We start from the raw sequence: 22,291 nt of genomic DNA on the forward strand, positions 1-22,291 counted from the left end.
AACACCCTAGCCCTCGGGATCCTCCTCGGCCCGGCGCTCCGGCCCGCTCACCGGCTTCCCGGCCCGGGGCCGGTCGAGCACGGCGTCCTGCTCGGGCGCGACCGGCCGCATACGCCCGTTCCGGTGCTCCGGCTCGGCGGCACCGTCCAGCACCGGGGCGCGCACGGTCACCTTCCCGGAGGTCAGGTCTATCGGCCCCCGGTTCGGATCGCCGATGCCGAGATCCACCCGGCTCAACTCCAGCCGCTTCTGCTCGTCGGAGACATGTTTGCGTCCCGGGGCGAAGAGCTCCTCGAAGAAATTGAACACCGGCCGTGCTCCCTCCGACATGCCTCGCGGGCGAGCGGCTACTCCACTTCCACCAGGAGGACCCTGTCGTCCCCGGGCTTCGGCGTGCCCCGTCCGTCCGTGTTGCTGGTGACCAGCCACAAGCGGTCGCTCCCCGCACTCACCACAGTGCGCAGGCGGCCGTGCTTCTCCTCCAGGAACGACTGGGGGTCGGCATAAGGTTCCGCCGCCTTCTCGCCCGACAGCGGAATCCGCCACAGCCGCTCACCGCGCAGCCCGGCCATCCAGATCGAGCCCTCCGCGTACGCGATCCCGCTGGGGGAGGCCTCCGAGGTCTTCCACTGCGCCACCGGGTCGATGAACCCGTCCTCGCCCTCCTCGCCCTCGACCTCGGGCCAGCCGTAGTTGCCGCCGGGCTCGATCAGATTCAGCTCGTCCCAGGTGTTCTGGCCGAACTCGGCGGCCCACAGCCGCTTCTCCTTGTCCCAGGCGAGCCCCTGCACATTGCGGTGCCCGTACGAATACACCACCGAGTCCGCCTCCGGATTGCCGTGCACCGGCTCGCCGTCGGGGGTCATCCGCAGGATCTTGCCCGCCAGCGACTCCTTGTCCTGGGCCAGCCCGGTGTCCCCGGTCTCGCCCGTGCCCGCGTACAGCATCTTGTCCGGGCCGAAGGCGATCCGGCCGCCGTTGTGGATGCTGCCCTTGGGGATGCCGCGCAGGACGGTGTCCGGAGCGCCGAGCTGCTGCCCCGCCGGGCGCTTCTCGTCGTAGCTCATGCGGACGATCCGGTTGTCGGACGTGGTGGTGAAGTAGGCGTACACCAGCTGGTCCGCGCCGAACGTGGAGGAGACGGCGAGCCCGAGCAGCCCGCCCTCGCCGGCCGGGGCCACCCCGGGCACCGAGCCCAGCAGCGTCTGCTTCCCGCTCTCGCCGTCGATCCGGTGGACCGTGCCCTCGTCCCGCGAGGACACCAGCAGATCACCGCCCGGCAGCGCGGCCAGACCCCAGGGCGACTTCAGCTCCTCGGTCAGCGTCGAGAGAACCTTCTCCGACCCCTTCGCGGGCGGCAGATCGGCCGAGCGGCTCGGCGAGGCCGGCGGAGCGGAGCCCTCCGAGGCGGTCGGGGAACCCGCGGGCCGCCCGGACGCACCCCCGTCCCCGTCGGCGGAACACGCGGCCGACAGCAGCAGGGCGGCCGACGCCAGCGCCGCCACCACCCCCCTGCGCATCGCCCGGGGCTGCACAGGTCCGAACTGAGCACCACGCACGGAACCGATTCCTTTCGACGCTTGCCCGACTACCTGCTCCCGCACCCTGTTCCTCCACCTCGGCCGGCCCAGGAGTTCCCGATCCGCCCATTCTCCCGCCGTCCGGGCCGAGACGCCCGGTCCACCGGACCCGCCCCGATCAGTCCCACGATTCGCGGGCGGCGGGCAGGGCGTCGATCTCCGCCAGGTCCCGGTCGTCCAGGACCACCCGTGCCGCCCCGGCGTTCTCCACCGCCCACCGCTCCCGCTTCGCCCCCGGCACCGGCACCACATGCGGGCCCTGACGCAGCACCCACGCCAGCGCCACCTGGGCCACGGTCGCCCCCCGACGCTCCGCGACCCGCCGCAGACCGGCCACCACCGGCTGGTTCGCCGCCATCACCTCCGCTGTGAACCGTGGATGCCTGGCCCGCAGATCCTCCGGCTCGAAACCCTGGCCAGGCTTCAGCGTCCCGGTCAGATAGCCGCTGCCCAACGGCATCGCGGCCAGCAGCCCGACCCCGCGCGCCACACACCACGGCAGCAGCTCCGCCAGCGCCTCGCGCGACCACACCGACAGCTCCGCCTCCACGGCGCTGACCGGGAAGACCTGCTGGATCCGCTCCAGTTGGCGGATCGTTCCCTCATGCGGCCCCTCGCCCGAACGGCGCGGGGCCCGCGCCCCCACCGCACACAGTCCGAGCGAGCGCACCTTGCCCGCGGTCACCAGCTCCGCCAGCGCACCCCAGGTCTCCTCCACCGGCACCTCGGGGTCGGCCCGGTGCAGCTGGTAGAGGTCGATCACATCGGTCTGGAGCCGCCGCAGCGAGGCGTCGCAGGCCCGGCGGACGTACCCGGGGCGGCCGTTGGCGACGATGTGCTGATCGCCCACCAGCAGCCCGCACTTGGTGGAGATGAACGCCTCCCCGCGGCGGCCCTTCAACGCCCGCCCCACCAGCAGCTCATTGGTGAACGGGCCGTACATGTCCGCGGTGTCGAGCAGCCGGACGCCCGCGTCCAGAGCCGCGTGCACCGTCCGCACCGAACGGTCGCCGAGCTGCTGCGACGCGCTGTAACCCCAGCTCATCGGCATACAGCCGAGACCGACCGTGCCCACGGCAAGCCCCGCCGCCCCGATTGTCCTGCTCTCCAACTCCCCGAACCCTTTCCTGGACGCGCCGTTCCGCCGTTCCCCTCCGCCGCGGTCCACGGGCGGCTCCTCCGGGAACGGCGCGGGAAACGCGGTCCCGGACCCGGACGGCCACGCCCGTCCGATCCACGACGCAGGTCCCTGTCGGGGGAGTTCGGGGAGTGATTGACGGAAGCGTTTGGGCGATGTGACGATACGCCGATGCCCGCCCTACACGCACGGATGGCTGCTCGCAGCGGTGACCTCACCGCTGCCGTGGTCGCCCGGTGCACGGCGGAGATCCCGTTCTACGGGGAGTTGCCGCGCCACACGCTGGAGGGCGAGGTCACCCGCTCGGTCACGGCCGTGAACGATCTGCTGCTGCGGGCGCTGCGCCAGGACGGCGTGCTGAGCCCGGGCGAGCTGACCCGGCTCATCGAGTGGTCGGGGCGCCGGGCCGAGGAGCGGGTGCCGCTGGAGGCGGTGATCGCCGCCTACCTCGTCGGCGCGGAGGTCTGGTGGCAGACGCTGGCCGAGACGGCGGAGCCCGAGGAGCTGACCGGAGCCGGAGCCACGCTGCTGGCCTGTCTGCACGCGGCGATGCCCGCCGTCGTGCTCGCGCACCGCACGGCCCAGGAGGACATCCACAGCGAGGACAAGCGGGTGCGGCGGGCGCTGCTGACCGCGCTGCTGGCCGGCCGGCCGTACGAGGAACTGGCGGAGGCCGCGGGGGTCACGGTGACCGGGGGCCACGAGGTGCTCGCCCTGGCCTTCGCGTCGCATCCGCCGGCCCGGCTGGTGCAGTCGTCGATCGAGGCCCACGTGGGCGTCCCGGTGCTGATGGACCATGTCGCCGGCATCGCGCTGCTGCCGGGCGGCCGTGACCTCTCCGGCCTGCCGGACGCGCTCGGGAAGGACATCGGGCAGCGGGTGTGCGCGGCCGCTTCCCCGGCCGCCGGGCCGGAGGCCGTTCCGGCGGCGGCGAAGGAGGCCGGGCGCGTACGCGAACTCGTCCGGCGGCTGGGCCGCCCGCCGGGGCTGTACCGGCTCGACGACGTGCTCCTGGAGTACCAGCTCGCGCGTCCCGGCGAGGCGTTGCGGCGGCTGGCCGCCAAGCTCGACCCGCTGGACGACCATCCGTACCTGCTGGAGACGCTGCGGGTCTTCGTCGACCACGGGCACCACCGCAGCCGGAGCGCCGCGGAGCTGTGCGTCCACCGCAACACGCTGGACTACCGGCTGCACCGGGTGAGCACCCTGACCGGTCTCGACCCGAACGTGCCCGCCGACGCGCGGCTGCTCCAGGCCGCGCTGGTCGCCCGGGCCCTGGGGGGCGTCTGACGTTCGCCGCTACAGCCAGGCCCGCAGCTCCTCCTGGCGCGGCGCGAGCACCGTGGACGTACCGGGGTGGTCGAAGACCCTGACCGGCCGTCTGCCGTCCCAGGTGGCCCAGCCGGGGTCGCCCGTGGCGGCGAAGCCGACCCAGGCCCGGTGCATGGCGTCGGCCAGCGGCTGCGGGGCGTCCGGGCCGGTCAGCGCCTCGCCGTACCGGAGGTTGTCGAAGACGAAACCGATCTCCAGCGCATGACAGGCGCCCAGCTCCAGGACCGGCGAGCGCCAGGCGAACTCGTAGAAGAACGTCCGCGCGGGCCGGGAACCGGAGACCGCGGGGCCGCCGGGCGGGGAAGCGGCCGCCGGGGAGCCGCCGGTCCCGGCACCGGAGTGCCCGGAGCCCGGGAGCCCGGCGCCCGGCAGCCGGGAGTCCGCCAGCCGGTTGAGCGGCCCCCGGAGCAGCAGGTCGGTGGCCATCTCACCGAGGATCACCCCCGGCTTCGCGCCCGGCCGGCCCGCCCGGTACAGCCGCGCCACCCGGCCGGGGATCCGGAACTTCAGCAGGGCCAGCCGCAGCGTGAGTCCGTTGACACGGTCCAGCGCCCCGCTCGGCACGAACCACAGCCGGTACTCCTCCCGGTTGCAGCCCAGCAGCAGATCGACCGAGGGCGGCGGCGGATCGGCCGGCACCACGTCGTCGTCGACCACGATGTGGAAGCCGGGACCACCGCTGATCGGGTCGGCCCGGCCGGCCACCTCGTGCTGGGCGTCCAGCAGCCGTGCGCGGTCCACCGCGGCGAACGCCTCCGCGGTGGCCGGCGCCCGCAGCGCCTTCGCCATCGCGCGCACGGTCCGCGCGCCCCGGTCGCGCGGCACGGTGTGCGGCGCGCCGCTCTGCAGGACCGCCCGGTGGAACAGACCGGCCGCCCGAGGGCTGGTCAGCAGGGCGGCGATGCTGATGGCTCCGGCGGACTCGCCGCACACCGTGACGCGCGCGGGGTCTCCGCCGAACCCCGCGATGTTGTCCCGCACCCAGGTCAGGGCGGCGATCTGGTCCAGCAGCCCCCGGTTGTCGGGCGCGTCGGGGAAGACGCCGAACCCTTCGACCCCGAGCCGGTAGTTGACCGATACGAGGACCACACCGTCGCGCGCGAAGGCCTCGCCGTCGTACAGGGGCATGGCGGCGGAACCGTTCCGCAGGGAGCCTCCGTGGATCCACACCAGCACCGGCAGAGGTCCGGCGGCCCGCTCGGGCGCCCAGACGTTGAGGTTGAGGCACTCGTCCCCGGGGACGTCCACCTCGGGGATCAGCCGGTCCAGCGGCGGCCGGTAGGGGCGTTGCGGCGCGGTCGGCCCGAACTCCAGCGCGTCGCGCACCCCCTCCCAGGGCTCGAGGGGGGCGGGGGCGCGGAACCGGTGGACCCCGAAGGGCGCGGCGGCGTACGGGATTCCCCGGTAGGAGGCGATGCCCCGGTCGACGCGGCCGCGTACCTTCCCGTGGCGCGTCGTCGCGATGATGTCCATGCCGGTCCGATCGGTCGGGGCGGGTTACGGAGTGGTGGCCGGGAGGCTCAGGGCCAGGCTGTTCCGGCGGACGTCGGACCAGGTGGCGGTGTCGGCGCAGATGCCGCAGCCGGGTCCGAAGAACTGGGCGCGGGCCTCCTGGTCGCCCATGAGGTGGGCACGGAACCAGGCGGTGGTCGGCGCGGCGAACGGACCGGGGTCGCCGACGACCGTGAAGTGGTCGGCGCCGCGCAACTCGCCGTAGAGGGCCGGAATATGGTCGGCGGCGTGGTAGAAGGCCCGGACGAGGGCGGGGAAGACGATGCTGTCCTGCTGGCCGGCCAGCAGCAGCGCGGGCACGTGCACCGCGTTGATGTTCGCCAGCGGACCGGGCTGGATCGGCAGGATGGCGTCGATACGGGGATCCGCGCCGACGACGATGGCGGCCGCGCCGCCCTGCGAGTGCCCCGAGGCGCCGATGTGCTCCAGGTCGACGCGGTCGAAGAAGACACTGCCCGGGTCGGCGTTCCGGCCGGTGAGCAGGTCGATGCCCGCACGCATGGAGATGCCGAGGTTGGACTGCGGGGTGTTCGCGGCGGCGACGATGAAGCCCTGCCCTGCCCAGTGGAGCAGCAGCTCCCGGTAGACGAGGGGGACGCCGCCGGTGCCGTTGCCCCACACGATCACCGGGTGACGGCGGTCGCTGTCGGCGATGTCGCGCGGGTAGTACAGGGTGGTGATCGCGCCGACCTCCACCGCGGTGGCGTACGGGCCGGGGGCGCCGAAGTCGGCGGCGGCCGAAGCGGTGGGCGCGGCGGCGGCCACGGGGGTGTCCGGGGCCGCCACCGCGGTGCCCGCGCCGGTCGACGCGGTCAGGGCCAGGGCGAGCGCGGCCAACGGGACGAGCAGTTTCCTTCTCCACAGCACGGCGACTCCTGACGTCGGGGTGGACCGGGTGACGCGTCCGGGTCACATCGGTGTCCGACCGCACATCCTGGGCGAGTGGCGGGTGGCCGTCTCTGCGCAATCGCGGCAATCACCGACGGCGGAGTTTGTGCAACCTGCCGAGAGACCGGCTCCGCGCACGGTGGACCCGCGCCGACGGCCCCGGAGTCCGGGCCGCCGTCCTGGAGTGTTCGCACACCCGTCGCATAGCCTCCTGACCATGACTGCGACGACTGCCGATGTGTGGCTGCCCTTCCCGGCCGAGGAGATCGACGGGCTGCCCGATGGCCTCAACTACCTCTTCTGGGACGGCGAACCGGACTATCCCGCGGACCCGGCCGACTGCGCCTACTACGTCGTGCCCTACATGAAGGGCCCCGAGATCGCGGTGCGCCCGCTCGCCGCGATGGGCGCCGTCCAGGTGGTGCAGACGCTCTCCGCCGGCATCGACCATGTGGAGCCGGGCCTCGGCGTGCTGCCCGCCGGCGTACGCCTCTGCAACGCCAAGGGGGTCCACGAGGCGTCCACCGCCGAGCTGACGATCGCGCTCGTCCTCGCCTCCCTGCGCGGCTTCCCCGGGTTCGTCCACGGACAGGACAAGGAGGAGTGGCGGTCCGGCTTCTACCCCGCGCTCGCCGACAAGTCCGTTCTCATCGTGGGCTACGGTTCCATCGGATCGGCCATCGAGGACCGGCTCGTCCCGTTCGAGTGCGCGCGGGTGGCGCGCGTCGCGCGCTCCGCGCGGACCACCGCACGCGGCCCCGTACACACGCTCGACGATCTGCCCGCCCTGCTGCCCGAGGCGGACATCGTGATCCTCTCCACCCCGCTGAACCCGTCCACGCAGGGGCTGGTGGACGCCGACTTCCTCGCCGCGATGCGCGACGGCGCGCTCCTCGTCAACGTCGCGCGCGGCGGAGTCGTCGACACCAAGGCCCTGTTGTCCGAACTGGAATCCGGACGGCTGCGGGCCGCACTCGACGTGACCGACCCGGAACCCCTGCCCGCCGGCCATCCTCTCTGGCATGCTCCGCATGTCTTGATCACGCCCCATGTGGGCGGCAGCACCTCGGCGTTCGAACCGCGCGCCAAGCGACTGCTGGCCGCGCAGCTCACCCGGTTCGCCGCCGGAGAGCCGGTGCGCAACGTGGTACGCACCACCGGCTGAGCCGCCGAGGCGGCCACGCTACGGGGTGGTCCGGATGCACGCAGTGCCGCTCACCTCGCCTTTCGTCACGGAGCGTAGAGAATCTATGGCCCTGAGTGACGGATCTGGTGTATCGTCCGATCCGGGGGGCTGCGCCGTGGAAGGGACGGCGCGGGGGGAGCACCGGAACGCGAGGGGGCGACGGGCGATGTGCTGGCCATGGAGAGACGATCCGAAGCGGACGGGCGGACGGCCGCTGCCGTCCGCGACGACGGAGCACAGCACCCGCGGATGGCCGGATTCCTGCCCCGGACCGGCATCGCCGACGCCGCCCGGGCCGAGCCGGAGCGAGCGGCGCCGAGGGCGCCCCGCGAGGCTCCGGGCCCCGGGCCGCACCTGCCCGGCGGGCCCGGGGCGGGGAGCCCTCCGGTGAGCGCGCTGGGGGCCCTGCTCGCCTCGCGGTCCGCCTCCGGCTCCACAGGGATGCGGTCCCGGATCCTGCTGGGCTTCGTCTGCGCGGCGTATTCGGTGGGCGCCGCCGTCGGCTGGGGCTCGCCGCAGGTCGCCGTCTTCATGGGCGACTTCGGTCTCGCGGCGGCGGCGCTGATCGCCGCGGTCTCCTGTTTCCTCTACGCGCGGACGGGCGCGGGCCGGCTGCGGCCCGCCTGGCTGCTGTTCTCGCTCTCCTCTCTCATGGCGGCCTGCGGAAACGCCGTCTGGGGCTGGTACGAGGTGATCCTCGGCGTCCCCGTGCCCACGCCCTCCCTCGCCGACGTCTTCTTCCTCTGCTTCGCGCCGCCCGCCATCGTCGGACTGCTGGTGCTCGCCAAACGGCCCGTCACCCGCGCCGGCTGGGTGTGTCTGGCCCTGGACGCCTGGCTGATCGGCGGCTCGCTGCTGACGCTCGCCTGGAGCCTGGCCCTCGCGCACACCACACACCTGGCGGGCTTCCAGGACACCACCGTGGCGCCCGCGGCCCTCTCGCTGGCCTATCCGCTGCTCGACATCGTGCTGGTCTCGATGGTGCTCGCCCTGCACTTCCGCCGGGCCGGAGTGAACCGCTCCGCGGTCAACACCGCCATCGCCGCCCTGGCCCTCACCGTGCTCAGCGACGCGGTGTTCACCTCGCCGCTGCTGCGCTCCACCTACCACTCGGGCCAACTCCTCGACGCCGGCTGGTTCGCCGGGTCGCTGCTCCTCGCCTACGCCCCGTGGGGCGCCCGGCGCGCCGACCGGCAGCCCGCCCGCCCCGGGCCCCCGCGCGCCATCGCCAGCCGGCCCATCGCCGGCTCGCTGGCCGCGCTGACGCCGTATCTCGCCGCCGCCGTCTGCACGTTGGGCATCCTGTACAACGTGGTCGAGGGCCGCCGGGTGGACCGGGTCGTCATCTTCACCGCGTGCACCGTCGTCCTGGCGCTGGTCGTCCGGCAGGGCATCATGCTCCTCGACAACATCTCCCTCACCCAGGAACTGGCCCAGAAGGAGAACCACTTCCGCTCCCTGGTGCAGGGATCCAGCGACGTCATCATGATCGCCGCGCCCAGCGGCACCCTGCGCTACGTCAGCCCCGCCGCCGCCGGGGTCTACGGGCGCGAGGCGGAGGATCTCGTCGGCTCCGAGCTGTCCTCGATCATCCATCCCGACGACCTCGGCCGGGTCGTCCACGAGCTGCGCCGCTTCCTCGCCGGCCCGCCGCACGAGGAGCCCACCACCCGGATCGAGTGCCGCTTCCGCTCCGGCACGGGCGACTGGCTCAACGTCGAGTCCACCGTCAACCGCCACCAGGGCGGCCTCCTCCTCAACAGCCGGGATGTCACCGAACGGGTCAGGCTCCAGGCCCAGTTGCAGCACAACGCCGAGCACGACCCGCTCACCGACCTGCCCAACCGGGCCCTGTTCACCGCCCGGGTCCGCCAGGCGCTCGGCGGCCGCCGCTCGGGCGACCCCGGCACCGCCGTCCTCTTCATCGACCTCGACGGCTTCAAGCAGGTCAACGACACCATCGGCCACCAGGCGGGCGACGAGCTGCTCATCCAGGCGGGCCGCCGCCTCCAGGACTCCGTCCGGGCCGGCGACACCGCGGCGAGACTCGGCGGCGACGAGTTCGCCGCGCTCATCATGGGCGACGGCACCCGCGACCAGGGCGCCCGCGAATACCAGGTCCACGAGATCGCCGACCGGCTGCGGCTCACCCTCTCCCAGCCCTACCGGATCGGCCCCAGCGAGGTCCGGGTGGCCGCCTCCATCGGGGTGGCCTTCGCCGAGCCCGCCATCAGCCCCACCGACCTCATGCGCAACGCCGACCTCGCGATGTACCGCGCCAAGGCCGGCGGCAAGGACCGGGTCGAGCTCTACGCCCCGCAGATGCAGGCCGACGTCGTACGCCGCTCCGAGCTGGCCGCCCGGCTGCGCACCGCCCTGCGCGACGGCGAGTTCGCCCTGCTCCATCAGCCCGTCGTCCACCTCGCCAGCGGCTCCGTCGCCGCCGTCGCCGCCCAGGCCCGCTGGCGCTCCGCCCAGGGCATCCTGTTCACCCCCGCCGAGTTCCTGCGGGTCACCGGCGACGACGACCGCACCGCGGAGCTCGGCCGCTGGCTCCTGGAGGAGGCCGTGAAACAGGCCGCCGACCGGGCCAGGGCCGGACACCCCGTCGCCGTCTCCGTCCGGCTCTCCGCCGCCCGGCTGCTGGACGCCGGCCCGCCCCCCGGCTCCATCGAGGCGCTGCTGACGCGCCACGGGCTGCCCTCGGGCGCCCTGATGATCGAGGTGGCCGACAGCGACCCCCGGGTCTCCTTCGACGCCCTGGAGCAGCGCCTGGTGGCCCTGCGCCGGCTCGGCGTACGGATCGCGCTCGACGGCTTCGGCAGCGGCTTCGCGGCGATCAACGCCCTGCGCCGGCTCCCCATCGACGTACTGAAGCTCGACCGGAATCTGGTCGAGGGCGTCGTCGAATCGGCCCGGCTGCACAAGATCACCAGCGGTCTCCTGCGGATCGCCTGCGATCTCGGCCTCCAGTCCGTCGCCGACGGCGTCGACGTGCCCGAGCAGGTCCTCGCCCTGCGCGCCATGGGGTGTACCCACGGCCAGGGGATGGCCTTCTCCGGACCGCTCGACGAGTACCGGCTGCGACGCGCCCTGGTCCGCGGGGAGTTCCCCGTACCGGGCATTCCGAGCCCCCGGCCGGTGATGGCGGGCGGCTCGATCCCGCTGCTCACCGGATCACATACTGAGACGCCCGTCCCACCCACTTGACACGTCATGCGTGCCGGAGAGAGGGTCAATGCCATGCGCACCCGAATTCTCGTACTTGGAAAGCGCGTCGGCTGAAGCAGAGTCACTCCACGACACTCTGCGGACCGCACCCGGCGCGCTCCCCTCGCTTGCCTCACGGCACGAGGGGTTTTTTGTTGCACTGACACCGCTCAAACCGCTGCAAAACACCCGCGAAAACCCTCAGCTTCGAGAAGAGAATGCCGATGACCGAGCAGGCCACCGGGGCCCACCACCCGCAGCCGCGCGCCCGTACCGGCGGACAGCCGTCCGTCACCGTTGAGCACGTCACGGGCGCGCAGTCCCTCATCCGTTCTCTCGAGGAAGTCGGCGCCGACACGGTATTCGGCATTCCCGGCGGTGCGATCCTCCCCGCCTACGACCCGATGATGGACTCCACCCGGGTCCGCCACGTCCTGGTCCGCCACGAGCAGGGCGCCGGTCACGCCGCCACCGGGTACGCACAGGCCACCGGCAAGGTCGGCGTCTGCATGGCCACCTCCGGCCCCGGCGCCACCAACCTGGTCACCCCGATCGCCGACGCGCACATGGACTCCGTGCCGCTCGTCGCGATCACCGGCCAGGTCGCCTCCAAGGCGATCGGCACCGACGCCTTCCAGGAAGCCGACATCTGCGGCATCACGATGCCGATCACCAAGCACAACTTCCTGGTCACCAAGGCCGAGGACATCCCGCACACCATCGCCGAGGCCTTCCACATCGCCTCCACCGGCCGCCCCGGACCGGTCCTCGTCGACATCGCCAAGGACGCCCTCCAGGCGAAGACCACCTTCAGCTGGCCGCCCACCCAGGACCTGCCCGGCTACCGCCCGGTGACCAAGCCGCACGCCAAGCAGATCCGCGAGGCCGCCAAGCTGATCACCCAGTCCAAGCGGCCCGTGCTGTACGTCGGCGGCGGTGTCCTGAAGGCCGGCGCCACCGCCGAGCTGAAGGTCCTCGCGGAGCTGACCGGAGCGCCCGTCACCACCACCCTGATGGCGCTCGGCGCCTTCCCCGACAGCCACCCGCTGCACGTGGGAATGCCGGGCATGCACGGTGCGGTCACCGCCGTCACCGCGCTGCAGAAGGCCGACCTGATCGTCGCCCTCGGAGCCCGCTTCGACGACCGCGTCACCGGCAAGCTGGACAGCTTCGCCCCGTACGCCAAGATCGTCCACGCCGACATCGACCCGGCCGAGATCGGCAAGAACCGCACCGCCGACGTGCCGATCGTCGGAGACGCCCGCGAGGTCCTGGCCGACCTGGTCCAGGCCGTCCAGGCGGAGCACACCGAGGGCCACACCGGCGACTACACCGCGTGGTGGAAGGACCTCAACCGCTGGCGCGACACCTACCCCCTGGGCTACGACCTGCCCGAGGACGGCAGCCTCTCGCCGCAGCAGGTCATCCAGCGCATCGGCAAGCTCGCCCCCGAGGGCACGATCTTCGCCGCGGGCGTCGGCCAGCACCAGATGTGGGCCTCCCACTTCATCGACTACGAGCAGCCCGCCACCTGGCTCAACAGCGGCGGCGCCGGAACGATGGGCTACGCGGTCCCGGCCGCGATGGGCGCCAAGGCCGGCATGCCCGACCGCACGGTCTGGGCCATCGACGGCGACGGCTGCTTCCAGATGACCAACCAGGAACTGACCACCTGCGCGCTCAACAACATCCCGATCAAGGTCGCCGTCATCAACAACGGCGCCCTCGGGATGGTCCGCCAGTGGCAGACCCTCTTCTACAACCAGCGCTACTCCAACACCGTGCTGCACTCCGGCGCGGACACGGAAGGCAACGCCGCCAAGGGCACCCGCGTCCCGGACTTCGTCAAGCTGTCCGAGGCCATGGGCTGCTACGCCATCCGCTGCGAGGACCCGGCCGACCTGGACAAGGTCATCGAAGAGGCCAACTCCATCAACGACCGCCCCGTCGTCATCGACTTCATCGTCCACGAGGACGCCATGGTCTGGCCGATGGTCGCCGCCGGCACCTCCAACGACGAGGTCCAGGCCGCCCGCGGCGTCCGCCCCGACTTCGGCGACAACGAAGACGACTGAGAGACAGAGAGAGAACGACTCCCATGTCCGAAAAGCACACGCTCTCCGTCCTGGTCGAGAACAAGCCCGGTGTCCTCGCCCGGATCACCGCCCTGTTCTCCCGACGCGGCTTCAACATCGACTCGCTCGCGGTCGGTACCACCGAGCACCCCGACATCTCCCGCATCACCATCGTCGTGAATGTCGAGGGCCTGCCCCTGGAGCAGGTGACCAAGCAGCTCAACAAGCTGGTCAACGTCCTGAAGATCGTCGAACTCGAGCCGTCCGCTGCGATCCAGCGGGAGCTCGTCCTGGTGAAGGTCCGCGCCGACAGCGAGACCCGCTCCCAGATCGTCGAGATCGTCCAGCTGTTCCGCGCCAAGACCGTCGACGTCTCCCCGGAGGCCGTCACGATCGAGGCGACCGGAGGGGCCGACAAGCTGGAGGCGATGCTCAAGATGCTGGAGCAGTACGGCATCAAGGAGCTCGTCCAGTCCGGCACCATCGCCATAGGGCGCGGCGCGCGCTCGATCACCGACCGGTCCCTGCGCGCCCTCGACCGCTCGGCCTGAGCCGACGGACCCCCGGGCGGAGTCACGCGCTCCGCTCGCATGGCGAGACCCGACAACGCATACGACGCACCCCGCCGTACGGTGGGACGCAACACCTGCACACCAAGGAGAAGACCCAGTGGCCGAGCTGTTCTACGACGACGATGCCGACCTGTCCATCATCCAGGGCCGCAAGGTCGCGGTTCTCGGTTACGGCAGCCAGGGCCACGCCCACGCGCTGTCGCTCCGTGACTCCGGCGTCGACGTCCGCGTCGGTCTGCACGAGGGCTCGAAGTCCAAGGCCAAGGCCGAGGAGCAGGGCCTGCGCGTGGTGACCCCGTCCGAGGCCGCCGCCGAGGCCGACGTCATCATGATCCTCGTCCCGGACCCGATCCAGGCGCAGGTCTACGAGGAGTCCGTCAAGGACAACCTCAAGGACGGCGACGCGCTGTTCTTCGGCCACGGCCTGAACATCCGCTTCGGCTTCATCAAGCCGCCGGCCAACGTCGACGTCTGCATGGTCGCCCCCAAGGGCCCCGGCCACCTGGTCCGCCGCCAGTACGAGGAGGGCCGCGGCGTTCCGTGCATCGTGGCCGTCGAGCAGGACGCCTCGGGCAAGGGCCTGGAGCTCGCCCTCTCGTACGCCAAGGGCATCGGCGGCACCCGCGCCGGCGTCATCAAGACCACCTTCACCGAGGAGACCGAGACCGACCTGTTCGGTGAGCAGGCCGTCCTCTGCGGTGGCACCGCCGCCCTGGTCAAGGCCGGTTTCGAGACGCTGACCGAGGCCGGCTACCAGCCGGAGATCGCGTACTTCGAGTGCCTGCACGAGCTGAAGCTCATCGTCGACCTCATGTACGAGGGCGGCCTGGAGAAGATGCGCTGGTCCATCTCGGAGACCGCCGAGTGGGGCGACTACGTCACCGGCCCGCGGATCATCACCGACGCCACCAAGGCCGAGATGAAGAAGGTCCTCGCCGAGATCCAGGACGGCACCTTCGCCAAGAACTGGATGGCCGAGTACCACAACGGTCTGCCCAAGTACAACGAGTACAAGAAGGCCGACAGCGACCACCTGCTGGAGACCACGGGCCGTGAGCTGCGCAAGCTCATGAGCTGGGTGAACGACGAAGAGGCCTAGGCCTCGGGGGAGCGGGGCGGGTCCTGGCCACAGGACCCGCCCCGCTCCGTAGCAGCCGGAGGAGTCGCTCCGTACGGGGGTCCGGAGGGGCTGTTCCGTACGGGTGTCCACGACGTCCACCCTCGTGCGGGTGATCCTTCCACCGGGGCGCAGTACGAAGCCCGCCGCATGACTACACTTCTCAACACATACACGCGTCAGGGCCCACAGTGTCGTGCGTCTACCACGCGGCTAGCCCCTCCACCGCCTGCGGCCGTCGGGACGGCCGTCCGCACTGGACTTGTGAGGACTCACGTGAGCTCGAAGCCTGTCGTACTCATCGCTGAAGAGCTGTCGCCCGCCACGGTCGACGCTCTGGGTCCGGATTTCGAGATCCGGCACTGCAACGGCGCGGACCGCGCCGAGCTGCTCCCCGCCATCGCCGACGTCGACGCGATCCTGGTGCGCTCCGCCACCAAGGTCGACGCCGAGGCCATCGCCGCCGCCGGGAAACTCCGGGTCGTGGCCCGCGCGGGCGTCGGCCTGGACAACGTCGACGTCTCCTCGGCCACCAAGGCCGGCGTGATGGTCGTCAACGCCCCGACCTCCAACATCGTCACCGCCGCCGAGCTGGCCTGCGGTCTGCTGGTGGCCACCGCGCGCAACATCCCGCAGGCCAACACCGCGCTCAAGAACGGTGAGTGGAAGCGCTCCAAGTACACCGGCGTCGAGCTCAGCGAGAAGGTCCTCGGCGTCGTCGGCCTCGGCCGCATCGGCGTCCTGGTCGCCCAGCGCATGTCGGCCTTCGGCATGAAGGTCGTCGCCTACGACCCCTACGTCCAGCCGGCCCGCGCCGCGCAGATGGGCGTCAAGCTCCTCAGCCTGGACGAGCTGCTGGAGGTCGCCGACTTCATCACCGTGCACCTGCCCAAGACCCCCGAGACCCTCGGTCTCATCGGCGACGAGGCGCTGCACAAGGTGAAGCCCTCGGTCCGCATCGTCAACGCCGCGCGCGGCGGGATCGTCGACGAGGAGGCGCTGTACTCCGCACTGAAGGAGGGCCGCGTCGCCGGCGCCGGCCTCGACGTGTACGCGAAGGAGCCCTGCACGGACTCCCCGCTCTTCCAGTTCGACCAGGTCGTCTGCACCCCGCACCTCGGCGCCTCCACCGACGAGGCGCAGGAGAAGGCGGGCATCGCGGTCGCCAAGTCGGTGCGCCTCGCGCTCGCCGGTGAGCTGGTCCCGGACGCGGTCAACGTCCAGGGCGGCGTCATCGCCGAGGACGTACGCCCCGGTCTGCCGCTCGCCGAGAAGCTCGGCCGGATCTTCACCGCGCTCGCGGGCGAGGTCGCGGCCCGGCTCGACGTCGAGGTGTACGGCGAGATCACCCAGCACGACGTCAAGGTGCTGGAGCTCTCGGCCCTCAAGGGCGTCTTCGAGGACGTCGTCGACGAGACCGTCTCCTACGTCAACGCCCCGCTGTTCGCGCAGGAGCGCGGTGTCGAGGTCCGCCTCACCACCAGCTCCGAGTCGCCGGACCACCGCAATGTGGTCACCGTGCGCGGCACGCTCTCCGACGGCCAGGAGGTCGCGGTCTCCGGCACGCTGGCCGGCCCGAAGCACCTCCAGAAGATCGTCGCCATCGGTGAGCACGACGTCGATCTGGCGCTCGCCGACCACATGGTCGTCCTGCGCTACCAGGACCGTCCCGGTGTGGTGGGCGCGGTCGGCAAGATCCTCGGCGAGGCCGGGCTGAACATCGCGGGCATGCAGGTGTCCCGGGCCGCGGAGGGCGGCGAGGCGCTGGTCGTCCTCACCGTCGACGAGACGGTCCCGCAGCCGGTGCTGACCGAGATTGCCGAGGAGATCGGCGCGTCCTCGGCCCGCTCGGTGAACCTCACCGACTGACCCGCCCCGCACGACCCCGGCTGCCGGGCGCCCCTCCACCGGGGCGCCCGGCAGCCGTCGTTCCGCCGCGGGTCAACCCGTCCGGGTGGGCCCGGGGTTGGGCCCTGGGGCCCACGACGTGAAGGGGCGCCCGACCCTAGGGTGACCGGTTGTCATGTCACTCATGGGCACCGGGGGTCGGATCGCGTATGTCTGCTGTCGGTGGCATACCCGTAGCGGGAGGCCCGGCCCCGGCCGTCGCCCCGCGGCGTGACCTTCCGGGCCCGCTCACCGCGGTCCGGGTGGCTCTCCTCGTCCTCTTCGGCGCCACGGTGCTGGGCGCGATCGGCCTGTCCGGCTCGGCGCTCGCGGTGGACGCGATGGGCGCCGAGGTGCTCGGCATCCTGCTGTACGCCTCCGCGCCCGGGGTGCTCGCGGCGCTGCTGGCCCGGCATGTGCGGACCGGTGGCGCACGGGTGCGGTGGGGCATCGTCGCCGTCCAGATCTGGCTGATTCTCGGCGGTCTCGCCAACCTCGGCGACGGCTCGCCGGACGGACTGACGCAGCTGGTCCTGCCGGTCCTGATCCTCGTCCTGGTCAACCGCCGGGGGAGCCGGGAGTGGTTCCGGCTGCCGCCCGGCGAGCGCGGCCGGCCGCCGAAGTTCTCGCTCCCGCACATGATCACCTGGAAGCGGGACCGGGGCCAGACCGCGCTGGAGTACCTGGGCCTGGTCCTGATCGTCGTCGCGCTGATCGCGGCCCTGACCGTGGGCGGCCTCGGCGGCCGGATCACCGAGGGCCTCCAGTCCGCGATCTGCTCGCTGACCGGCAGCTCCTGCCCGGTCTCGCCGGGCAGCGGCTCCGTCGAGGCGGGCGAACAGCCGGGCGGCGGCACGGACGGTGGCGGCACGGACGGCGGGGGAACGGACGGCGGTACGTCGGGGAGCGCGGACGGCGGTACGGACGGGGGAGCCGACGGCGGCTCGACGACGACCGGCGGCACGACCGGCGGCGACGCCACAGGCGGCACGGGCAGCACGGGCGGCACAGGAGGGCCCGGCGGCACCGGTGGTACGGAAGGCGCCGGCGGCACGGAAGGCACCGGCGGCACGGAAGGCGCCACCGGAGGCGAGAGTTCCGGCGGCCCCGGCTCCACCACGACGAGCGGCGGCACCGGCGGACCCGACGACGCCGACCGCCCCGGCACCGGCGAGGACACCTTCCCCGAGGACAACGAGGAGCCCGAGGCCGCCTACGACGTACAGGCGTCCGACGACGGTGACGGTGAGGGCGGCGAGCAGGCCGAGGAGAAGGAGGACTGCGGCGGCTGGGGCTTCTTCGGCTGCGCCTGGGACCGTACGACGCAGGTCTTCAAGGGCCTCGTGGTCGACGGGATCTGGGGCGACATCTCCGGGATCATCGACCTGTTCAAGCCGGAGACCTGGTCGGGGCTGGTCGACTACGGCAAGCAGCTCGGCGACCAGTGGGTCAAGGACTCCTCGGGCGCGGGCGACAAGTGGGCCGACGGCGACTACCTGGGCGCTCTCCTGGACTGGGGCGGGGCCTCCGTCAACACCGTGGTCTCCGTGGGCGACGACATCTTCGTCGGGGACGAGGTCCGCGAGCGCTGGAACAACGGCGAGAAGACCCGGGCCGTCACCGATGTGATCTGGAACGTCGGATCGATCTTCATCCCCGGCTACAACGTCGGGAAGGTCGTCGGCAAGGTCGGCAAGCTCGGGGTGCTGGGCAAGGTCGCCGGAGCCGTGGGCCGCGCCGCCGACGACGCGGGCGCGGCGGCCCGCCGGGCCCGCAAGGCCGCGGAGGCCGGCGACCTCGACGGCGTACGGAAAGCGGCGAAGGAGGCCGACGAGGCGGCGGACACCGCCGAGGACGCGGCGCGCCGGACCGGCTGCGCCATCGCGGGCGGGCCGCCGCTCGTGCGGTACGGCTCCGGCGGCGCCGGCGGTGTGCCGGGCGCGGGCACCGGTGTGCTGGCGGCCGGTTCCCCGGCCCGGGTGATCCTCGCCGAGGGCGGCTGCGACGAGGCGGCCAAGGCGGCCGCCGCCGAGGCGCGGGCGGCGGAGCGGGCCGCCCACCTGGAGCAGAAGCGGCTGGAGGAGCCGGAGCGGGCGCGCAAGGCGGAGCTGGACAAGAAGAAGTACCCCGAGGCGCAGCGCAACGACACCTCCGACCCGCGCAACTACAACCCGCCGTCCTGGGCCGACGACCTCAAGGACCGTACGCTCGGGGACGCCGACGCGGGCGACGGCTACTGGGCGAGCCGGGACCGCAACCCCGCGCCGAACTGGAAGAACGAGTCCTGGCTCCGCTACCAGGAGCAGGTCACCGGCACCAACCGGGGCCAGGAGTACGTCGTTCCGCATCCGCGCGAGGGCAAGCCGGCGGTGGAGTACGACGGATGGGACTCCTCCCGGCAGACGTTCCTGGAGGCCAAGAACGGGTACGGCAGCTATCTGTCCAAGACCGACAGCGGCACCCTCACCCCGTCCGGCAAGGACAAGTTCGTCACCGAGGCCCGCGCCCAGGTGGAGGCGTCCGGCGGCCGGACCGTGGAGTGGCACTTCTCCGACCCGGACGTGGCCAAGGCCGCGCGCAAGGCGTTCCGTGACGAGGGGCTGCCCGTCAAGGTGGTCCACAGCCCGACGAAGCCGAACGACAGCACGAGGAAACCGGGAGCCTTCGACGAGTAGCCGAGTAGCCTGCAACGCGTGGTGATCCCGGCCGCCGTCCGGCCGGGGGACCGCGGGTGCAGCGGGCCGGGCGACGGAGGAGAGACGAGCATGCGACGTGTAGTGCGGGGCTTCTGGGGTCCCAGGCCGGAGCCGGCCGAGGCGCTGGCCGACCGGTGGCGGCGGACCCTCGACGGACTCGCCGAACTGGTCCCGCAGGCGGCCGACGTCTGGGGCCAGGTCCACGGGAACGGGCCCGCCACCGCCTTCACCGCCGACGGCGACACCCTGCTCGCCGCGCTCCGCACCGCCCAGAGCGCGGCCGACTGGTCGGATCTGACCGGCACCGGGCTGCGGCTCGTCGGCACCGGGGCGCGCGGCTGGCAGGCGGAGGTCAGCGGACTGGCCGGGGGAGCACCGGAGTTCCTGCTCCAGTCGCTCGCGATCACCCTGCACGCCCCGGACGAGGCCGTGGTGCCCGAGGAGGCGCTGCTGTCCCTCGTCGCCCGGGTGTGGGAACCGGACTTCGGCGATGTGAGCGACGACGACGTGCTGGACGCGCTGGAGGACGACGCCGGGTACTCCGTCGGCGACCCGGTCGTCGGCCGGACCGGCTATCTCTCCCCGGCCCGCGCCGCCCTCGTCCCCGGCGACCTGGAGACGGTCCGCGAACCCCTGCCCGGCGGCGGGGAGTTGCTGAGCATCGCGGCCCCGGGCGACAGCGCGACGGTGGTGCGGGTGTACGAGCGGCTGCGCGAGGCGGGGGCGCTGGCCCCGCTGCCCCGCCCGATGGACCGGGCGGTGCTGTGACCGCCCGGGCGGGGGAGTCCTTCGACCTCGGGCGGGCGTTGACCGAGGTCGAGGACCTCCTCACCGTGCCCCTGCCGCTCACCGGCCCCACGACCGCGGCGGGCGACCCGGCGACCGGCGAGTGGACCGCCACCCAGGGGCCCGGCTTCCGTATCGTCCCGCTCTGGGAGGGCGACCCGATGACCGGTGTGTACGCCCCCGAGTGGAGCGACGCGGAGGAGGCGGCCGAGGCCCGCCTGATGTCCCTGGCGGTGGAGTTGGGCCACCGATGGGGCCCGCACACCGAGGTCCCCCTGCATGTGCCGTTGCTCCGGTGGCAGGGCGGCTCGGCGGTGGACCCGCTGTTCGAGGCCCTGTTCCGGCAGGACCTGTACGGGGACCTGGTGGTGTGGGGCCCGGTGGGCGCCACCGGCCGTCGGCTCGCCCTGACCCTCGGACGGAGCGACGGTGACCAGCCGCTGGTGCTGGCGGCGCTGGTCAGCGACCGGGCCGTGGCGGCGCGTGATGAGGGTTCGCCGTCGTAGAGGGCAGATCCTGCTCGGCCCAGACGACCTTTCCGTCGGGTGTCCGGCAGGAGCCCCACCGGCGGCAGAGCATGTTGATCAGCTGGAGACCGCGGCCGCCCTCGGCGCTGAGGGGGGCGTGCTGGATCTGGGGCAGATCCGGCCCGATGTCCGAGACCTCGACGCACAGCCGGTCGTGGCGCAGCAGGCGCAGCCCGCTCGGCCCACCGCCGTAGCGCAGGGCGTTGCCGACGAGCTCGCTCACGACCAGTTCGGTGACGTCCATCAGTTCGGTGAGCGACCAGCGTTCCAGCTGGGCGCGGACCAGACGGCGCGCGGCTCCGGCGGCCGACCCGTCGGACGGGAGCGACCAGACGACGACTTCCGCGTCGGACTGCGACAGGCTCTCGGCCATGAGCACGACGGCGTCGTCGAATCGCCCGCCACCGCAGCTGTCGGTCCCGGTCCATACCGCCTCGCAGCTGTCCGCGAGAGCGGCCGGCGGGCCGTCGACCGCCGCACGCAGGCGTTCCAGCAGAACATCGACGTCCTCGTGCCGGTTCTTGATCAGCCCATCGGTGTACATCACGATGCGGCCGCCTTCCGGCACCTTTGCCGTCACCTCGTCGTAGGGGATGACCCCCGCGCCCAGGGGGGCGCCCGGGGGCACGTCCAGGAAGGCGGCACGACCGGCGGCGTCGATCGTCAGGGGCGGCGGGTGCCCCGCGCTGGCCAGCCGGTACGTCCGCTCGGCGTGGTCGTAGACGGCGCACAGGCAGGTGGCGACCTGGTCCTCCTCCAGGTCGCGGGCGGCCAGGTCGAGCCGGGCCAGTACGCGTTCCGGTGAGATGTCCAGACCCAGGAGGGTACGGGCGACGGAGCGCAGCCGGCCCATGGTCGCCGCGGCCGCCAGCCCATGGCCCATCACATCTCCCACGACCAGGGCGCTGCGTCCGCTCGGCAGGGCCACCACGTCGAACCAGTCGCCGCCCACACCGCCGGGGTCGACGGCGGGCCGGTAGCCCGACACGACCTGGAGGCCCGGTGTGGAGGGGGCGGCGCGGGGGAGCAGGGCGCGTTGCAGCGTGACGACGGCCGCGCGCTCACGCCCGTACAGGCGGGCGTTGTCCACGAACACCGCGGCCTTCGCCGCCAGTTCGCACGCCAGGGCCACGTCGGCGTGCGAGAACGGCGGCCGGTCCCCGGACCGGAGGAAGTCGACGAGTCCCAGCAGGACGCCCCGGGAGACGAGGGGCAGCGCCAGGTAGCTGTGCACTCCCGCGCGGCGCAGGACGAGGGCGGCGTGCGAGGTGGGGGCGATGTACTCGTACTGGTGCGGGGCGATGCGTCTCACCAGCGCCGGCCGGCGCGTGATCAGGCACTGATGGGCCACTTTGGAGGGGTGGGAGGTGGTCAGCTCCCCCACCGGGTCCGGTTCGAGGTTCCCGAGTTCGTCGATGTGTGCCACGGCCATGGCCCGGGTCAGGGGCGCCTCGGCCGATCCGCTCCGTTCCCCCTCGCCTCCGCGCAGGATCGATTCCAGCAGGTCGACCGCGGCCGCGTCGGCCAGTTTCGGTACGGCGTAGTCCGCCAGTTCCTGGGCGGTCCGGTCCAGGTCGAGCGTGGTACCGATGTGGTCGCCCGCCGCGTTGAGCCATTCCAGGCGGCGGGTGCCGCTCATCGCCGTGGCCGCGCCCACGGCGCGCCGGAGGGTCCGTGGGACGGGCAGCCGGGCGAGTACGGCACGCAGCGGCGTGCCCGGCCCGCCGGGACGGTGGTCCACGTGGTACCCCTTCTCGCGCGGGGGCGTTCTGAGCAGCACTTCGA

At 72.6% G+C, this 22,291-nt stretch carries 16 protein-coding genes; 10 read left to right on the forward strand and 6 right to left on the reverse strand.

Going from position 1 to position 22,291, the window contains the following annotated elements; all coding sequences use genetic code 11:
• Nucleotides 1-6: 6 nt before the first annotated feature.
• From KV381_RS27035 to KV381_RS27045, 3 genes are all read right to left on the reverse strand, one after another.
• Nucleotides 7-309, reverse strand: a complete 303-nt coding sequence (locus tag KV381_RS27035) for a DUF6191 domain-containing protein (protein WP_098026720.1) — start codon at nt 307-309, stop codon at nt 7-9.
• A gap of 38 nt (nt 310-347) precedes the next feature.
• Nucleotides 348-1,559, reverse strand: coding sequence for a sorbosone dehydrogenase family protein (locus tag KV381_RS27040; protein ID WP_256995160.1), 1,212 nt, complete (start codon nt 1,557-1,559; stop codon nt 348-350).
• Nucleotides 1,560-1,698: 139 nt separating this feature from the next.
• Nucleotides 1,699-2,655, reverse strand: coding sequence for an aldo/keto reductase (locus KV381_RS27045; RefSeq protein ID WP_030078958.1), 957 nt, complete (start codon nt 2,653-2,655; stop codon nt 1,699-1,701).
• Nucleotides 2,656-2,889: 234 nt separating this feature from the next.
• Here KV381_RS27045 and KV381_RS27050 point away from each other — a divergent pair, with 234 nt between their 5' ends.
• Complete coding sequence (locus tag KV381_RS27050; RefSeq protein ID WP_103536778.1) at nt 2,890-4,008, forward strand: CdaR family transcriptional regulator; 1,119 nt, start codon at nt 2,890-2,892, stop codon at nt 4,006-4,008.
• 9 nt (nt 4,009-4,017) lie between these two features.
• Here the strand turns inward: KV381_RS27050 and KV381_RS27055 are convergent, their stop codons facing one another.
• Nucleotides 4,018-5,523: a carboxylesterase/lipase family protein gene (locus KV381_RS27055; protein ID WP_218786594.1), complete on the reverse strand. Its 1,506-nt coding sequence runs from the start codon at nt 5,521-5,523 to the stop codon at nt 4,018-4,020.
• 24 nt (nt 5,524-5,547) lie between these two features.
• Nucleotides 5,548-6,429, reverse strand: coding sequence for an acetylxylan esterase (locus KV381_RS27060; RefSeq protein ID WP_249627921.1), 882 nt, complete (start codon nt 6,427-6,429; stop codon nt 5,548-5,550).
• Between the two features lie 238 nt (nt 6,430-6,667).
• Between KV381_RS27060 and KV381_RS27065 the strand changes: the two genes are divergently transcribed.
• The 9 genes from KV381_RS27065 (at nt 6,668) to KV381_RS27105 (ending at nt 20,485) form a co-directional block, all read left to right on the forward strand.
• Nucleotides 6,668-7,615 (forward strand): 2-hydroxyacid dehydrogenase, encoded by a 948-nt coding sequence (locus KV381_RS27065; protein WP_030632730.1) that lies wholly within the window; start codon nt 6,668-6,670, stop codon nt 7,613-7,615.
• A 408-nt stretch (nt 7,616-8,023) separates the two neighbouring features.
• Nucleotides 8,024-10,846, forward strand: coding sequence for a bifunctional diguanylate cyclase/phosphodiesterase (locus KV381_RS27070; RefSeq protein ID WP_218787309.1), 2,823 nt, complete (start codon nt 8,024-8,026; stop codon nt 10,844-10,846).
• Between the two features lie 218 nt (nt 10,847-11,064).
• A complete protein-coding gene (locus tag KV381_RS27075) occupies nt 11,065-12,921 on the forward strand; it encodes an acetolactate synthase large subunit (RefSeq protein WP_103536721.1) in 1,857 nt (618 codons plus the stop codon).
• A 23-nt stretch (nt 12,922-12,944) separates the two neighbouring features.
• On the forward strand, nt 12,945-13,472 hold the full coding sequence (gene ilvN / locus KV381_RS27080; protein ID WP_006127785.1) for an acetolactate synthase small subunit: 528 nt from the start codon (nt 12,945-12,947) through the stop codon (nt 13,470-13,472).
• Between the two features lie 118 nt (nt 13,473-13,590).
• Entirely contained in the window at nt 13,591-14,592 is a 1,002-nt protein-coding gene (gene ilvC / locus KV381_RS27085; RefSeq protein WP_030078942.1) for a ketol-acid reductoisomerase, read from the forward strand.
• Between the two features lie 294 nt (nt 14,593-14,886).
• Nucleotides 14,887-16,479, forward strand: a complete 1,593-nt coding sequence (serA, locus tag KV381_RS27090) for a phosphoglycerate dehydrogenase (protein WP_030632739.1) — start codon at nt 14,887-14,889, stop codon at nt 16,477-16,479.
• Between the two features lie 188 nt (nt 16,480-16,667).
• Nucleotides 16,668-19,172, forward strand: coding sequence for a Tox-REase-5 domain-containing protein (locus tag KV381_RS27095; protein WP_030632741.1), 2,505 nt, complete (start codon nt 16,668-16,670; stop codon nt 19,170-19,172).
• Between the two features lie 90 nt (nt 19,173-19,262).
• Nucleotides 19,263-19,961 (forward strand): hypothetical protein, encoded by a 699-nt coding sequence (locus tag KV381_RS27100; protein WP_218786595.1) that lies wholly within the window; start codon nt 19,263-19,265, stop codon nt 19,959-19,961.
• Entirely contained in the window at nt 19,958-20,485 is a 528-nt protein-coding gene (locus KV381_RS27105; RefSeq protein WP_030078934.1) for a hypothetical protein, read from the forward strand. The genes KV381_RS27100 and KV381_RS27105 overlap by 4 nt, the downstream gene beginning before the upstream one ends.
• On the opposite strand, the gene KV381_RS27110 is transcribed toward KV381_RS27105, so the two are convergent.
• Nucleotides 20,439-22,145 (reverse strand): SpoIIE family protein phosphatase, encoded by a 1,707-nt coding sequence (locus KV381_RS27110; RefSeq protein ID WP_256995253.1) that lies wholly within the window; start codon nt 22,143-22,145, stop codon nt 20,439-20,441. The genes KV381_RS27105 and KV381_RS27110 overlap by 47 nt on opposite strands.
• Nucleotides 22,146-22,291 lie beyond the last annotated feature (146 nt).

This window comes from Streptomyces sp. WY228, from assembly GCF_019287315.1.
Classification (GTDB): Bacteria; Actinomycetota; Actinomycetes; order Streptomycetales; family Streptomycetaceae; genus Streptomyces; species Streptomyces caviscabies.